Genomic DNA, 15171 nt, shown 5'->3' on the forward strand with positions numbered 1-15171 from the left:
GACGCGCTCAAATCCGCGACGGCGACAGGCGGAACTCGACGATCGAATCGGCCTCGGACAGGGCGGTGATCAGCATCATCGGGTCCGGCGAGCCCATCGCCTGCAGGACGAGCTGGTATTCGAACTGGCCCGAGCCGTTGCGCAGGTGGAAGCCCCAGTCCACCACCTCGAAGCCGTTCTCCTTCGCCTTGGCCCGGATGCGGTCGGCGGGCGGCGCCTTCTCGCGGGTGAAGACCAGCGTCAGGTGCATCACCGTCTGGTGCGGCAACGCCTGCTCCAGCGAGCGGAACAGGCTCATGATCGCCACGAACAGGATGGCCGCCGCGATGGCGACCATGTAGAAGCCGAGCCCGATCGTCACCCCGATCGCCGCCGTCGCCCAGATGGAGGCGGCGGTGGACAGGCCGCGGATCGACAGCCCCTCGCGCATGATGACGCCGGCGCCGAGGAAGCCGATGCCGGTGACGATGCCCTGGATCACGCGCGTCGGATCGCCGCTGCCCGGCACGGGCGGATGCCCCATGCCGCCGTACCACATGGACGGATAGGCGTTGACCACCGTCAGCACGGTCGAGGCGACGCAGACCAGCGCATAGGTCCGCATGCCGGCCGCGCGCCCGTGGTAGGAGCGCTCGTAGCCCAGCAGCACGCCGACCCCCAGCGCGCCCAGCAGATGCAGCAGGATCAGGCCGTTGGTGATCAGCTCGGCCCGGGACCAGTAGGATGACAGGATGTCCATGGTTCGGCGTTCCCCCCGGACACCAGTCTACGCCGCTTTGGTTAGCAGGAGGTGTGCGGCCCGTTCACGCGGCCGGCCGCTGGGGGAGCCGGATGGTGAAGACCGACCCCTCGCCGGGGCGGCTCTGCACCTGCAGCGTGCCGCCATGGGCCGCCACGATCTGCCGGGTGATGTAGAGGCCGATCCCCGCCCCCTTCGTCCCCTTGGAGGAGGAGGCGCGGAAATACATCGAGCCGACGCGCTCCACCTCGTCGGCGCTCATGCCGCGGCCGTGGTCGCGCACGCTGATGGCGAGCCCGTCCGGCTCCCAGGCCGCGGCGATCTCCACCGGGGCGCCGGGCGGCGAATAGCGCAGGGCGTTCTGCACGAGGTTGCCGATGGCGACCCCGAGGAAATGCGGATCGGCGCGCAGGACGCGGTCCTGCCCCTCGGCGGGCCGCCGGATGCGGTCCTCCGCCCCGGACGCCGCGGTCTCCAGCGCGCTGTCCAGCAGGTCGCGCAGGGCCACCCGCTCGGGATGCAGCGCCAGCGCCCCCTGGTCGAGCGCCTCGGAGGACAGGAACAGGTCCACGAGACCGCCGAGCCGCCGTGCCGTGGCGCGGATCCGCTCCAGCCGGGCCATGGCCTTGGCCGGAAGCGGGCCGGCCGTCTCCGCGATCATCTGCGCCGCCGAGTCGATGGAGGCGAGCGGCGTGCGGAACTCGTGCGACAGCATGGCGACGAAGGTGCGCTGCTGCTCCGCCCGCTTCATGGCGAAGGCGCTTTCCTGCCGGGCGCGGATGCGGTCGGCCTGCAGGCGCCTGACACGGTGCGACAGGCCGGCCGCCAGGATCACCACATGGGTCGCCGAGCCGATCTGGTAGGCGTTGACGTAGACGCCCCCCGCCGGGAGCACGCCCCGCAGCGCGAGCTGGGTCACGACGAGGCCGGCCAGCGCCACCACCAGACCGACGAAATAGTAGCGGATGCCGACGTCCTCGCGGTCGCGGAGCATCAGGCGGACGATCAGCAGCAGGCTGACCAGCGAGATCACCAGCGCCAGCAGGATCATCGGCCGGTTGGTCGCGGCATAGAGGGGCGAGACCGCCGTCGGCACGGTCAGCAGCCCAGGACGGCCAGCACCATGTAGACCCGGTGGACCCGCGGGAAGGTCTGGCGCAGGTTCAGGATGCGGTCCCACATCACGATGGCCGCCGACACGCCGAGCAGCCCGTTCCCGCCGGTCAGCAGGTTCAGCGCCCAGCCCGGCAGGTCGGGCAGCCACACCGCCGCGATCCCGTTGGCCCCCAGGTAATAGAAGAACAGGGTGGCGACGAAGCCGGCATAGGCGACCAGCGTCCCGTCCTCCAGCGCGGTGGCGAGCGCCAGATACAGCAGGATCAGCACCGCCAGCACCCCGAAGAACAGGCCGTGCAGCAGCAAGGCCGAGGTCTCGTGGCCGATGAAGGCGGCGGGCGCCCAGACCCGGCCCGACAGCATCATGGCGCTGATCGTCTCGACCCGCAGATAGACGGTCACCGGCCGCCCTTCCGGCAGGCTCAGCAACACCGAATGCAGGCGCGTTCCCATCGGCCGCCTGCTGAACGGCACATGGTCGCCCAGCGCGAAGCGGACGATGTCCCGGCCCTCGCCGGGCCTGCCGTCCGCGGCGGCGGGATCCACGACGAAGAGGTCGATGTGGTCGATGTAGGCCTCGCCCAGCTCGACCACCCACTCGGCGGGCGCACCGGGCTCCCGCTCCAGCAGGACCCTGTACCAGTGGACGTCGGCGGTGTGGCCGGCCCCGACGAAGGTGGGCAGCGGCTGGAAGGCCCCCGCGGCGTCGGCCGCCACCGCGTCCTCCAGGGTCAGCGCCCCGCCGGGATCGACGAGCCGGCCGAGATGCCCGGACAGCGACGCCTGCGCCAGCCCCGCCGTCAGGCGGACGGTCCCGGCGGCGGTCCCGGCATCAGCTCCGGCAGCGGATCCGGCCGCTGCCGGCGCGGCCACGCCCAGCCACAGCGAGACGAGCAGCACCGCCAGCCATCGCACATCCCGGACGCCGCACGCCATGGACCCCGCCTCCGGATCACCCGTTTGACGGCCCGACGGTGGGGCGCGGGCCGCTCCCGCATACCGGGGTACGCGATAGATCGCTACGGAATGATTAAGGTCCGGATCGTTTTTTCAGCCGGAGCGGGAATGCCGCCCGCCGCCACCCGCTATTCCATCAGCCCCAACAGCCAGGAGGCGAACCCGGCGACCAGCAGCCCCTCGGCCCCGAACACCATCACCTGCAGGCCGAGCCGGACCAGCCAGGTGGCCCAGTCGCGCTTGTGGAAGACCTCCCGCAGCAGGTAGTCGAGGATCCAGTCGATCCGGCGGTGGGCGAGCCGGCCGGCCATCCCGCCGACCAGCGCGACCGCGCCGGTGCCCAGCACGAAGTAGACCGCGCCCTTCCAGCCGGCGAACTGGTCGGGATCGGCGAGGTAATGGACGGTGCCGACCAGGATCCAGACGGCCGAGGGCCAGATGCCGACCGGATTGTCGGAGGCCGCCCCCTGCGGGGAGGATCCGTCTTCGCGGGACGGGCCGGCCGTCATGGCGGCGCCCCGCTCAGCCGCCCGGAACGTGCCGGTAGGCCAGCACGCGGGTCGCCGGGCCGCCCTCCACGTCGGCGAGCGGCAGCAGGAGCTCGACGAAGCGGGTGCCGGGCAGCATGGGATCGTCGCGCACCAGCAGGCAGCGCGGCTCGCCGCTCTCCAGGCAGGCCCGCAGGTCGGCCAGCCAGCGCGCCGCCGCCTGGGCGGGATGCAGCGCGGTGACGCTGTGGGTGACCACCCGCCGGCCAAGCCGGCGCTGCAGCGCCCGGCCGCAGGCGCGGTAGACGAAGTCGGCGCCGCCGGCCACCGGCTCCATCAGGCAGAGGCGGGCGACGCTCTCCCGCATCTGGGCGGGGTCGATCTCGTGCGCCAGCGGCAGCGGGCGCTTGCGCTTCACGCGCAGCCAGTGGGCGTAGAGGACGCGCACCTGCGGCGGGGTCTTGTCGACGTCCAGCAGGTCGGCCCGGCAGGGCGGCGGCTCGGCCTCCGCCACCGCGGACGGGGAGGATGCGGGAGCCGCGGGCTTCGCGGCCGGCTGCGGGGGGGAGGCGGGCGGCGCCATGGGCGTCGCGAAGGTCGGCGGACGGTCGGGCCGGCCGCCGTGCTTCTTCAGCATGGGCAGCGGCGCCCAGGCCGGGCAGGTGTGATAGGCCTTGGTGACCTTGCGGTAATCCTGGCTGCTGGCGGTCCGGCACTCGCCCTCGACGCTGTAGCGGGTCACGTAGACCAGGGTGTGATCGTCGGACAGCGCCCGTTCGGCCCCCCACGAGATGCAGGCGGCGCAGGCGCGGCTGTCCTTGGCGAAGGCGTGGCTCATCCCGGGTCGTAACTCCAAAGGCGCATCAGGACTTTATGTTGCCCTTTGCCCCGCGGTTCAAGCACGGCCTTCCGGGGCGCGGACCTTGTCCCGGCGGTCTCCGCGGGCCGAGGAAGCCGAGTCTAGGCGGCAGGAGTTTCAGACATGTGAAGGACGCATCCAATCCGCCCCTTCCCCCGGGCGCTCCGACCGCCTATAAGGGGGCCTTGCACGACATGACCCACCCGCTCCCTTGCTGCCGGCCGCCGGCTCCGGGGGGATTTCTGCTGACCGAACGTCGAGAACCGGACCCATGCCCAAACGCACCGACATCAAATCCATCTGCATCATCGGCGCGGGGCCGATCGTCATCGGCCAGGCTTGCGAGTTCGACTATTCAGGCGTCCAGGCCTGCAAGGCGCTCCGCAGCGAGGGCTACCGGGTCATCCTGGTGAACTCCAACCCGGCGACCATCATGACCGACCCCGGTCTGGCGGACGCCACCTACATCGAGCCGATCACCCCGGCGGTGGTCGCCAGGATCCTGGAGAAGGAGCGGCCGGACGCCCTGCTGCCCACCATGGGCGGCCAGACCGCGCTGAACACCGCGATGGCGCTGTCGGACGACGGCACGCTGGAGCGGCTGGGCGTGGAGATGATCGGCGCCAAGCGCGACGTCATCGCCAAGGCCGAGGACCGCATCCTGTTCCGCGACGCCATGGACAAGCTGGGGCTGGAGAGCCCGCGCTCGCGCATGGTCAAGACGCTGGAAGAGGCGATGGAGGCGATGGAGTTCGTCGGCCTGCCGACGATCATCCGCCCCAGCTTCACCCTGGCCGGCACCGGCGGCGGCATCGCCTACAACCGGGCGGAGTTCGAGGACATCGTGCGCGGCGGCCTGCGCGCCTCCCCGGTCGGCGAGGTGCTGATCGAGGAGTCGGTGCTGGGCTGGAAGGAGTACGAGATGGAGGTCGTCCGCGACAAGGCGGACAACTGCATCATCGTCTGCTCCATCGAGAACATCGACCCGATGGGCGTCCACACCGGCGACTCGATCACCGTGGCGCCGGCGCTGACGCTGACGGACAAGGAATACCAGATCATGCGCAACGCCTCGATCGCGGTGCTGCGCGAGATCGGGGTGGAGACCGGCGGGTCCAACGTGCAGTTCGCGGTCAACCCGGCGAACGGCCGCCTGGTCGTGATCGAGATGAACCCGCGCGTGTCGCGCTCCTCGGCGCTGGCCTCCAAGGCGACCGGCTTCCCGATCGCCAAGATCGCCGCCAAGCTGGCGGTCGGCTACACGCTGGACGAGCTGACCAACGACATCACCGGGACGACGCCGGCCAGCTTCGAACCGACGATCGACTATGTCGTCACCAAGATGCCGCGCTTCACCTTCGAGAAGTTCAAGGGGGCGGAGCCGCTGCTGACCACCTCCATGAAGTCGGTGGGCGAGGCGATGTCGATCGGCCGCACCTTCCAGGAGTCGGTGCAGAAGGCGCTGCGCTCGATGGAGACCGGCCTGACCGGCTTCAACGAGGTGAAGATCGCCGACGGCAATCCGGACCCGGCCGCCATCCGCGGCGCGCTGGCCAAGCCGACGCCCGACCGGCTGCTGGTCATCGCCCAGGCCTTCCGCCACGGCTTCACCGTCGCCGAGGTGCAGGCGGCCTCCAAGTACGACCCGTGGTTCCTGGAGCAGATCAAGGAGCTGGTCGACCGCGAGGCGGCCATCCGCCGCGGCGGCCTGCCGACCGACAAGGCCGGCTGGCTGAAGGTCAAGCAGATGGGCTTCTCCGACGCGCGGCTGGCCGAACTGGCCGGCACGACGGAGGCCGCGGTCGCCACCGCCCGCCGCATGGCCGGCGTCACCCCGGTCTTCAAGCGCATCGACACCTGCGCGGCCGAGTTCGCCTCGCGCACGCCCTACATGTACTCGACCTACGAGACCGACGGGACGGGCGAGGCGGAATGCGAGTCCGAACCGACGGAGAAGCGGAAGGTCGCCATCCTCGGCGGCGGTCCGAACCGCATCGGCCAGGGCATCGAGTTCGACTATTGCTGCGTCCATGCCGTCTACGCGCTGCGCGAGGCCGGCATCGAGACCATCATGGTCAACTGCAACCCGGAGACGGTCTCCACCGACTATGACACCGCCGACCGCCTCTATTTCGAGCCGCTGACCGCCGAGGACGTGATCGAGCTGCTGCGCGTCGAGCAGCGCAAGGGCTCGCTGCTGGGCTGCATCGTGCAGTTCGGCGGCCAGACCCCGCTGAAGCTCGCCGCCGCGCTGGAGGCCGCCGGCATCCCGATCCTCGGCACCTCGCCGGACGCCATCGACCTCGCCGAGGACCGCGAGCGGTTCCAGAAGCTGCTGCACGAGCTGAACCTCAAGCAGCCGGCCAACGGCCTCGCCCGCTCGCTGGAGGAGGCGGAGAAGGTGGCGGCCGAGATCGGCTTCCCCGTCGTCATCCGCCCGTCCTACGTGCTGGGCGGCCGGGCGATGGAGATCGTCCACGACATGGCCGGGCTGCAGCGCTACATGGGCACCGCCGTGCAGGTGTCGGGCAAGAACCCGGTGCTGATCGACAGCTACCTGCAGGACGCCATCGAGGTCGACGTCGACGTCGTCAGCGACGGCCGGCAGGTCTATGTCGCCGGCGTGATGGAGCACATCGAGGAGGCCGGCATCCACTCGGGCGACAGCGCCTGCGCCCTGCCGCCCTACTCGCTGCCGGCCGAGGTGATCGGGGAGATCAACCGCCAGTCGGACGCGCTGGCCCGCGCGCTGAAGGTGGTCGGGCTGATGAACGTGCAGTTCGCCGTCAAGGACAGCACGGTCTACATCCTGGAGGTCAACCCGCGCGCCTCGCGCACGGTCCCCTTCGTCGCCAAGGCCACCGGCACCGCCATCGCCAAGATCGCCGCCCGCGTCATGGCCGGCGAGACGCTGGCCGACTTCAAGCTGAACGGCCCGACCCCGCCGCACACCGCGGTGAAGGAGGCGGTGTTCCCCTTCGCCCGCTTCCCCGGCGTCGACATCGTGCTGGGCCCGGAGATGAAGTCGACGGGCGAGGTGATGGGGCTCGACCGCAACTTCGCGCTGGCCTTCGCCAAGTCGCAGCTCGGCGCCGGCGTCACGCTGCCGCTGAAGGGCACGGTGTTCATCTCGGTGAAGGAGCGGGACAAGCCGGCCCTGGCGGTGATCGCGCAGAAGCTGCACGGCATGGGCTTCCGCGTGCTGGCCACCGTCGGCACCGCCGCCGCGCTGAAGGAAGCGGGCGTGCCGGCCGAGGCAATCAACAAGGTTGCCGAAGGCCAGCCGCACATCGTCGACGCGATGATCAACGGCGAAGTGCAGCTCGTCATCAATACCACGGAGGGTGCGCAGGCGCTCGCCGACAGCTTCAGCTTGCGGCGGACCGCGCTCACCTACAACATTCCGTATTACACCACCGTTGCCGGCGCCCGCGCGGCTGTGGAAGCGATTGACGCACTCAGGAACGGCAGCCTTGAAGTTGCGCCACTGCAGTCGTACCTTAGCGGATCGTATTAGGGAAGGTAGACGGCGCGGCGGTCCCTCCTCCGCGCCGTAAGCTTTCTCTGGCGCTGCGTCGGCATGGTGATGGATTGAACGATGGAAAAAGTTCCAATGACCGCGGCGGGCTATAACCGCCTGCAAGAGGAGTTGAAGCACCTCAAGGCCGTGGAGCGGCCTGCCGTTATCAAGGCGATTGCCGAAGCGCGCGAGCACGGGGATCTGTCGGAGAACGCCGAATACACCGCCGCGCGTGAGCGTCAGAGCTTCATCGAGGGCCGTGTCGCCGAGCTGGAGGACAAGATCAGCCGCGCCGAAGTGATCGACCCGTCCAAGCTGGGCGGCAGCACCGTGAAGTTCGGGGCCACCGTCACGCTGGCCGACGAGGACACGGACGAGGAGATCACCTACCAGATCGTCGGCCAGGACGAGAGCGACATCAAGAATGGCCTGCTGTCGATCCAGGCGCCGCTGGCGCGCGCGCTGATCAACAAATCGGTCGGCGACAGCGTGGAGGTCTCCACCCCCGGCGGCTCCAAGGTCTACGAGATCGTCACGGTCGAGTTCAAGTAAGGGGCCGGCACCGGCCCCCTCACCCTTTCCGTCTCGACGCCCCGCCTTCCCGGCAGGACTATTGTCCTTGACGGAAGGCGGGTTTTGATTCACTGTTAACAAATTACAAGAGTAGGCAGGAGACTCGCTGAACGGCAGCCGATGCGGCAATCGGGTTTCGTTTCCGTGGCTAACGATTGAAAATTCCGTGTTTACTGGTGATGTGTAGGCCGTTATTCCAGCGCACCAGGATACAGGTGGCCTGAACGGGCCCCAAGTGCGGAGACGCATCCCGTCAACCCTTCAGAACGGATCACCTCCATGCCTCCTTCATCGCGCCCGTCGTCCCAGAACGTCATCGTCCTGAATGAGGATGGGTTGGACGAGGCGTCGCTCACAAACGTCCTGTCGCCCTTCGCCAACTCGCGTCACTTCGTCGGCATCAGCGTTGCCGCCGAAGGAGAGGGTGCTTCGCAGACCGATGATCTGCTCGACGAGGAACTCACTGCCTTCGCGCAGGCGAGCGCCCGCTCGTAACCGAGGCAGCCTCTTATTCAATCCCCATTTTTGTCGGTTCCTTCTTTCGATGCTTATGCATGCGTAAGGTACTGTTTCCATGCCCAACGGCATCTATGTTGATGAGTTATCGTCGTTGATCAGCGGTGCCGTCGACAGGGTCGCCAAGGAACTTCCTGTTTACTATATCATTCAGGACAACAAGATCATCCACGAGTGCGCCGCCCGCGCCTCCGTGACGCTCCGCGAATACAATATGAGCGGTGAGGGGGAGGAGCAGGACGACCCGGCCCGTCCGGTCGCTCTGCCGAACTTCTTCAAGGAAGCCGGCCACTATGCTTACTGGATCGCTCGCCTGAAGCCCCTGCGTCTCGTCAACTTCACGATGATCTCGGAGACACTGAACCGTTTGAATATCGAACACGACCGGGACGCGCTTCAGCAGCAGATGCAGAAGACCAGGAGGCGCGACCTTCTCCTTCTGCTGAACGAATACGCAGCGTACTACGTCGCGAAAGCGATCATTTACCGGTCGGAAGCGCGGCTGTTCGAAATGACCACGGCCTCCCTGACCAAGCCGGAAGCCGAAGCACAGGCGGTGGAGTTCCAGAGGCTGCGGAAGCGGGCATCGGAGCGGGCAGTCGGTCTGTCGACCTATCTCCTGCGTTCACTCCGCTACGACACCCACTCGCCGAACTCGCTCGCCCTCCTGTTGGAGGTTCTGCTGGGAAGCGGTTACCCGTTCCCGCAGACAGAGCCCTGAACCGGCCCCTTTACCCTCTCAGATTGTCCTGAAGAAACTTCGTCACCCGGCCGATCGAGTCCTTGCGGGCGCTCTCGTCGGTGCCGAAATGGGCGGTGCCGTCCGGAACGTTGGGCAGGTCCCTGCGCTGGCGCAGCGGGGCGTCCGGCGCGTCGAACCCGTGATAGGCATCGGGATAGACCACCGCCTCCGTCCGGTCGCGCACCAGGTCGCGCTTCGACAGCTCGACGCAGAAGCCGGACGGGGTCCAGTCGTCCTTTTCCGCCAGCAGCATCAGCAGCGGGCCGTCGGGATACCAGCCCTCCTTGTTCAGGAAGCTGCGGCAGCCGGGATAGAAGGCCACCGCCGCGCGGAAGCCGTTGCCGTCGGCGGTCGGCCCCTCGTCGGTCGCCGCGACGGCCGCCAGCGCGGTGCTCGCCCCTGCGACCAGCCCATCACGGCGACCCGCCTGCCGTCGACCTCCGGCCGGCTGCGCAGGAAGGTCAGGGCGGCCAGGGCATCACGCTTCCGCTCGACCGTCACGCGGATGGGACGCTCCTTCAGCGTGCAGACCTGATCGATCCCGCGCGGGCCGAAGCTGTCCACCATCAGGACCTCGTAGCCCTGCTGCTGCAGGGTGGTCGCCCACCAGACATGGCGGGACGCCACCCGCCCGGACTTGGCATAGAGGCCGCCGCAGCCATGGAGCAGCACCACCGCCGGATGCGGCCCGGTGCCGGCAGGACGCAGCAGGCGGCCGGCCAGCATGGTCGGCTGCCCCTCCTTCAGGTCGCCGTCCATCGAGGGAAAGCGCACGATCTCCTCGACATGGAGGCGGGGCGACGAGGTGGCGGCCTGCGCCCGCCCCGGCAGGGCGGCGCAGAGGGAAGCGGTGATCAGGGCTCCGAGGACGGCGGTACGGCGAAGCGAAACGGCCAACATCCTGAACGGTCTCCGGCCTGCTGCGCCGCCCGCGGCGGCGCACAACTGTAACGATCCTACCACCGTCCGCGCGCAAATCACCACTGCGGTCCCCGACTGGCGGAGAGCGAAAAAGGGAACGGCATCAACCGGCACGTCCGGAAAACGGGCAGGGACCGGATACGGGCAGGGACCGGAAACCGGCCGACTCCGGAAACCGGCAGCCCCCGGAATGCGGAACGGCCGGCGCCCGGGGGACGGTGTCGCCACCGCCCGCCGGACCCCGGCCGCGCTCGGAGATCGTGTCCCTGCCGGACCCCGCTACCGCACCCCTGCGCCGACGCTCAGCGCCGGGCCGCCTGGGCGGGAGCGTCCGGCTCCTCGTCGAAATCGTCCTCGTCGTCCTCCGTCCCCTCGGGGATGTCGGGCGAGTCCACGTCGATCGGCACGCCCGGCACATGCTTGGACGTGCGGATCGACAGGGCCGACTTCACATGCGCCACGTTGGGCGCCGCCGTCAGCTTCGTGGTCAGGAAGCGCTGGTAGTCGTCCCAGTCCTCCGCCACGATCTTCAGCAGGAAGTCGTACTCGCCGGCCAGCATGTTGCATTCGCGAACCAGGGGCCAGCTGTTGACGAGCTCCTCGAATTTCTTTAGGTCCGCTTCGGCCTGGCTCGACAGCCCCACCTGGGCGAAAACGGTGACGCCGAACCCCAGCGCATCGGGGTTGACGTCGGCGTGGTAACCGCGGATGAAGCCCGCCTCCTCCAGCGCGCGGACACGCCGCAGGCAGGGAGGTGCGGAAATGCCGGCGCGCCGCGCAAGCTCCACGTTGGTCATCCGGCCGTCATTCTGCAGGTCGCGCAGAATGCGCCGGTCAATTCGGTCGAGTTTGACCCGCCGCATGGTGTACTCGGTAGCTCCGGGGGTGATTTGGAGAAAGGATATTACACGGTGACGCTCTCTACGCCAAGAACGAAACCCTTACAAGGGTAAGCGACCGCTGCGGTGCAGCGTCCGCGCCGTCCGGCGGACGGCCCCCTTCCCTGCGAACGGCTTTTGACACGATGCAATCTCTGACCTGCTGGGTGGTTTCCGACGGCAAGCCGGGCATGGAGAACCAATGCCTGGGCCTTGCCGAGTCGCTGGGGCTGACGCCCGTGGTGAAGCGCGTCCGGCTGCGCAGCCCGTGGCGGGAACTCAGCCCCTACCTGCGGATCGGCAACCGGTTCGCCGCCGGGCCGCAGGGCGACCCGATCGAGCCGCCCTGGCCCGACCTGCTGATCGCCACCGGCCGGCAGAGCATCGCGCCGTCGCTGACCGCCCGCAAACGGTCGGGCGGCCGGACCTTCACGGTGCAGATCCAGGACCCGCAGATCTCGCCGCGGCATTTTGACCTCGTGGTGGTGCCGCGCCATGACAAGTTGCGCGGGGCCAACGTCATGACCACCCGCGGCGCGCTCCACCGGGTGACGCCGGAGATCCTGCGCGATGCCGCCGCCCGCCACGCGCCGCGGCTGGCCCACCTGCCCAGCCCGCGCATCGCCGTGCTGATCGGCGGCAACAACGGCGTCTACCGCCTGACCCCGACCATCATGGGCGACGTGGCGGAGCGGCTGGCCGCCCTGACGCGCAGCCACGGCGCCGGGCTGATGGTCACCCCGTCGCGCCGCACCGGCGCCGACAACGAGGCGATCCTGCGCGCCCGCCTGGCCGGCCTGCCGGCCGAGGTGTGGGACGGCACCGGCGAGAACCCCTACTTCGCCTATCTCGGCCTCGCCGACGCGGTGGTGGTGACCTGCGACAGCGTGTCGATGACGTCGGAGGCCTGCTCGACCGGCAAGCCGGTCTACGTGATCGAGCTGGACGGCGGATCGCCCAAGTTCCGCGCCTTCCACGACGGGCTCTACCGGGACGGCATCACCCGGCCCTTCGACGGGTCGCTCGACCACTGGAGCTATCCCGTGCTGGACGACACCCGGCAGGTGGCCGACGAGGTGCGGCGCCGGCTGGAGGCCCGCCGCACCGCCATCCGCGGCGGCGCCCGGGGCTGAGCCGGACGCAGGGCTGGTATGACCAGTTTGCGACAATCGTTCGCAGGCCATGTTCATTTCCTTCCGGCGGGCGCCGTGCGATAAACGCGGCGTTTTCCGGCCCCGGCCGACCATCCCTGGATGTCCCCCGCATGACCTCGCCCGCCGAAGCCGTTTCGCTGAGCTTCCTGCGCTGCCTGGAAACCAGCCGACTGGCCACCAGCCCCTACAACCACTGGCTCCTGTCCCGCGCCCTGCCGGAGGACTCCGCCGACGCCATCGCCGCCCTGCCCTGGACGCCGCCGACGGTGCTGGAGACCTACGGCAAGCGCGAGACGAACAATGCGTCGCGCACCTATTTCAGCGTCGAGAACCGCGGCACCTACCCGGTCTGCGAGGAGGTCGCCCGGGCCTTCCAGAGCCGTGCGGTGATCGACGCCATCCAGAAGACCTGCAGCGTCGATCTGGCCGGGACCTTCCTGCGCATCGAATACTGCCAGGACACCGACGGCTTCTGGCTGGAGCCGCACACCGACATCGGCGTCAAGAAATACACGATGCTGATCTACCTCTCGAAGGGTCCGGGGTGCGAGGACTGGGGCACCGACGTGCTGGACGGGACGAAGACCATCGTCGCCCGCGCCCCCTACGCCTTCAACGAGGGCCTGATCTTCATTCCCGGCACCGACACGTGGCACGGGTTCGCCAAGCGGCCGATCAACGGCGTGCGCAAGTCGATCATCGTGAACTATGTCGGCCCGGAATGGCGCGCCCGCCACGAGCTGTGCTTCCCGGACCAGCCGGTAGCCTGACCTCTCCGCCCCGATCCGATAAGTCTGGAGACGATCGACATGTCCATGCTTGATCTGGACAAGTTCCGGGCCACCGCCCTGCAGCGCGACCCGTTTGATTTCCTGTGCGTCCCCGGCTTCGTGAAGAAGGAATACCTGGAGGCCCTGCACCGCGACTACCCGAAGGTGGACAAGCCGGGCTCGATCCCGCTCGGCGTCTTCCCGCAGGGACCGACCTTCGACGCCCTGATCAGGGAGCTGAAGGGCAAGGAGGTCTGCGACGCCTTCTCGGAGAAGTTCGGGCTGGACCTGTCGCGCTATCCGACGATGTTCACCGCCCGCGGCATGTGCCGGGCGACGGACGGCAAGATCCACCCGGATTCGGCCAGCAAGGTCGTCACCGTCCTGATCTACATGAACCCGCCCTGGGAGGCGTCCGGCGGCCGGCTGCGCGTGCTGCGCTCGCAGAACCTGGAGGATTACGCCGCGGAGGTCCCGCCGGACGAGGGCACGCTGCTGTGCTTCCGCCGCACCGACACCTCCTGGCACGGCCATTACCCGTTCGAGGGCCAGCGCCGCGCGGTCCAGATGAACTGGGTCAAGGGCAACGTCTATATCTGGCACGAGCAGTGGCGCCACCGCGTCGGCGCCTGGGCCAAGAACCTGTTCGGCGTCGAGCAGAAGAGCTACTGAGCACCGCGGCAACCCGGGAACCGACGCCTTGGCCGACTCTCCCCCTCTTGCGATCATCGACTGGGGCATCAACAGCTACAGCGGCTGGGGCGTCAACGGGCTGAACCTCGCCCTGTCGTGGCTGCGCGACGGCTCCTTCCTGCCGGTCTGCGCCAGCCCGATGAAGGCGGAGCATCTCGACCTCTCGCCGCTGGAATGGCAGCGGATGGCGGCGGTGCTGCGCGACTCCGCCGACCTCTGCCGCCAGTTCGAGGCCTATGCCGACCAGGACATCACCGTCTCGGTCCCGCTGCTGCGCGGGCTCGGCAACGGCCTCAACAGCGGCCGGGCGGCCGGCAACACGCTGGTGACCGGCAAGCCGACGGTCGGCGTCTGCTATCTGGAGCATACCGCGCTCGACGCGGCGGCCCTGGAGCGGGCGAAGCCGCTGGCCCATATCGTCGCCGGGTCCGGCTTCGTCCAGCGGGTGCTGGAGGGGGCGGGCATCGGGCCGGTGACCACGGTGCTGCAGGGCATCGACCCCACCCATTTCCACCCCGGCCCCCGCGCCGGCTGGTTCCGCGACCGCTTCGTGATCTTCTCCGGCGGCAAGCCGGAGTTCCGCAAGGGGCAGGACCTCGTCCTGCTCGCCTTCCGCGCCTTTCTCCAGCGTCATCCCGAAGCGCTGCTGCTGACCGCCTGGCACAGCCCCTGGCCGCAGTTCGCCCGCTCGCTGGAGACCAACCCGGCGGTCGCGCCGCCGCGGTTCAAGGAGGACGGGCGCTTCGACCCGGCCGGCTGGGCCGCCGACAACGGCATCCCGGCCGACAGCATCGTCGACCTCGGCCATGTGCCGAACGCCGCCATGGCGCGGATCCTGCGCGAGGCCGACGTCGGCCTGTTCCCCAACCGCTGCGAGGGCGGCACCAACCTCGTCGCCATGGAATGCATGGCCTGCGGCGTGCCGGCCATCCTGTCGGCCAACACCGGCCATCTCGACCTGCTGGGCGGCGAGGGGCACTGCCTGCCGCTCCGCCGGCAGGGCCCGGTCTCCCATCCGGCGGGCGCCGAGGGCTGGGGCGAGAGCGACCTGGAGGAGATGGTGGAGGCGCTGGAGCACGTCTGGCGCGACCGCGCCGCGGCGGCGGCCATCGGGGCGGCCGGAGCGGACCTCCTCGCCGGGCTGACCTGGGACCGCTATGCCGCCGGCATCGCCGCGATCCTGCGCCAGTCTCCATAGGTCACCGGCCTGACCCGCGCGTCAGGACAAATCCCTGTTGCGTCTCC

Annotated in this window: 16 protein-coding genes; 8 read left to right on the forward strand and 8 right to left on the reverse strand. The window is 69.1% G+C overall.

From position 1 onward, the window contains the following. Positions 1 to 7: 7 nt before the first annotated feature. From DEW08_RS16235 to DEW08_RS16255, 5 genes are all read right to left on the reverse strand, one after another. A complete protein-coding gene (locus tag DEW08_RS16235) occupies positions 8 to 739 on the reverse strand; it encodes an MgtC/SapB family protein (RefSeq protein WP_109328843.1) in 732 nt (243 codons plus the stop codon). Positions 740 to 803: 64 nt separating this feature from the next. Continuing rightward, positions 804 to 1835, reverse strand: coding sequence for a sensor histidine kinase (locus DEW08_RS33215; protein ID WP_109328846.1), 1032 nt, complete (start codon positions 1833 to 1835; stop codon positions 804 to 806). 2 nt (positions 1836 to 1837) lie between these two features. Beyond that, positions 1838 to 2791, reverse strand: coding sequence for a 7TMR-DISMED2 domain-containing protein (locus tag DEW08_RS16245; RefSeq protein WP_109328848.1), 954 nt, complete (start codon positions 2789 to 2791; stop codon positions 1838 to 1840). A gap of 149 nt (positions 2792 to 2940) precedes the next feature. Continuing rightward, the gene (locus tag DEW08_RS16250; RefSeq protein WP_109328850.1) at positions 2941 to 3321 is read right to left on the reverse strand and encodes a hypothetical protein; all 381 of its coding nucleotides are present in this window, start codon (positions 3319 to 3321) and stop codon (positions 2941 to 2943) included. A gap of 13 nt (positions 3322 to 3334) precedes the next feature. Next, positions 3335 to 4138, reverse strand: a complete 804-nt coding sequence (locus tag DEW08_RS16255; RefSeq protein WP_109328852.1) for a PAS domain-containing protein — start codon at positions 4136 to 4138, stop codon at positions 3335 to 3337. 292 nt (positions 4139 to 4430) lie between these two features. On the opposite strand from DEW08_RS16255, the gene carB reads away from it, so the two are divergent. From carB to DEW08_RS16275, 4 genes are all read left to right on the forward strand, one after another. Further along, positions 4431 to 7676 carry a carbamoyl-phosphate synthase large subunit gene (gene carB, locus DEW08_RS16260; protein ID WP_109328854.1) on the forward strand — a complete coding sequence of 1082 codons (3246 nt, stop codon included), beginning with the start codon at positions 4431 to 4433 and terminating at the stop codon, positions 7674 to 7676. 81 nt (positions 7677 to 7757) lie between these two features. Next, positions 7758 to 8231 carry a transcription elongation factor GreA gene (gene greA, locus DEW08_RS16265; protein WP_109328856.1) on the forward strand — a complete coding sequence of 158 codons (474 nt, stop codon included), beginning with the start codon at positions 7758 to 7760 and terminating at the stop codon, positions 8229 to 8231. A 300-nt stretch (positions 8232 to 8531) separates the two neighbouring features. Then, positions 8532 to 8747, forward strand: a complete 216-nt coding sequence (locus tag DEW08_RS16270) for a hypothetical protein (RefSeq protein ID WP_109328858.1) — start codon at positions 8532 to 8534, stop codon at positions 8745 to 8747. 79 nt (positions 8748 to 8826) lie between these two features. Beyond that, complete coding sequence (locus DEW08_RS16275; protein ID WP_146214696.1) at positions 8827 to 9489, forward strand: hypothetical protein; 663 nt, start codon at positions 8827 to 8829, stop codon at positions 9487 to 9489. Positions 9490 to 9499: 10 nt separating this feature from the next. Here the strand turns inward: DEW08_RS16275 and DEW08_RS32490 are convergent, their stop codons facing one another. The 3 genes from DEW08_RS32490 to DEW08_RS16285 all read right to left on the reverse strand — a co-directional run bounded on the left by DEW08_RS32490 (position 9500) and on the right by DEW08_RS16285 (position 11294). Continuing rightward, on the reverse strand, positions 9500 to 9832 hold the full coding sequence (locus DEW08_RS32490) for a dienelactone hydrolase family protein (RefSeq protein ID WP_245986327.1): 333 nt from the start codon (positions 9830 to 9832) through the stop codon (positions 9500 to 9502). Then, positions 9799 to 10410, reverse strand: coding sequence for a dienelactone hydrolase family protein (locus DEW08_RS16280; RefSeq protein ID WP_245986330.1), 612 nt, complete (start codon positions 10408 to 10410; stop codon positions 9799 to 9801). The genes DEW08_RS32490 and DEW08_RS16280 overlap by 34 nt, the downstream gene beginning before the upstream one ends. Positions 10411 to 10733: 323 nt before the next feature. Continuing rightward, positions 10734 to 11294, reverse strand: a complete 561-nt coding sequence (locus DEW08_RS16285; RefSeq protein ID WP_109328862.1) for an Lrp/AsnC family transcriptional regulator — start codon at positions 11292 to 11294, stop codon at positions 10734 to 10736. Between the two features lie 161 nt (positions 11295 to 11455). On the opposite strand from DEW08_RS16285, the gene DEW08_RS16290 reads away from it, so the two are divergent. The 4 genes from DEW08_RS16290 (at position 11456) to DEW08_RS16305 (ending at position 15124) form a co-directional block, all read left to right on the forward strand. Continuing rightward, the gene (locus tag DEW08_RS16290; protein WP_109328865.1) at positions 11456 to 12442 is read left to right on the forward strand and encodes a mitochondrial fission ELM1 family protein; all 987 of its coding nucleotides are present in this window, start codon (positions 11456 to 11458) and stop codon (positions 12440 to 12442) included. A gap of 131 nt (positions 12443 to 12573) precedes the next feature. After that, entirely contained in the window at positions 12574 to 13233 is a 660-nt protein-coding gene (locus DEW08_RS16295; protein WP_109328867.1) for a 2OG-Fe(II) oxygenase, read from the forward strand. Between the two features lie 39 nt (positions 13234 to 13272). Next, complete coding sequence (locus DEW08_RS16300; protein ID WP_109328869.1) at positions 13273 to 13905, forward strand: 2OG-Fe(II) oxygenase; 633 nt, start codon at positions 13273 to 13275, stop codon at positions 13903 to 13905. A 28-nt stretch (positions 13906 to 13933) separates the two neighbouring features. Further along, positions 13934 to 15124, forward strand: coding sequence for a glycosyltransferase family 4 protein (locus tag DEW08_RS16305; protein ID WP_109328871.1), 1191 nt, complete (start codon positions 13934 to 13936; stop codon positions 15122 to 15124). Positions 15125 to 15171: the final 47 nt, after the last annotated feature.

It is taken from the genome of Azospirillum thermophilum, from assembly GCF_003130795.1.
In the GTDB taxonomy this organism is placed as follows: domain Bacteria; phylum Pseudomonadota; class Alphaproteobacteria; order Azospirillales; family Azospirillaceae; genus Azospirillum; species Azospirillum thermophilum.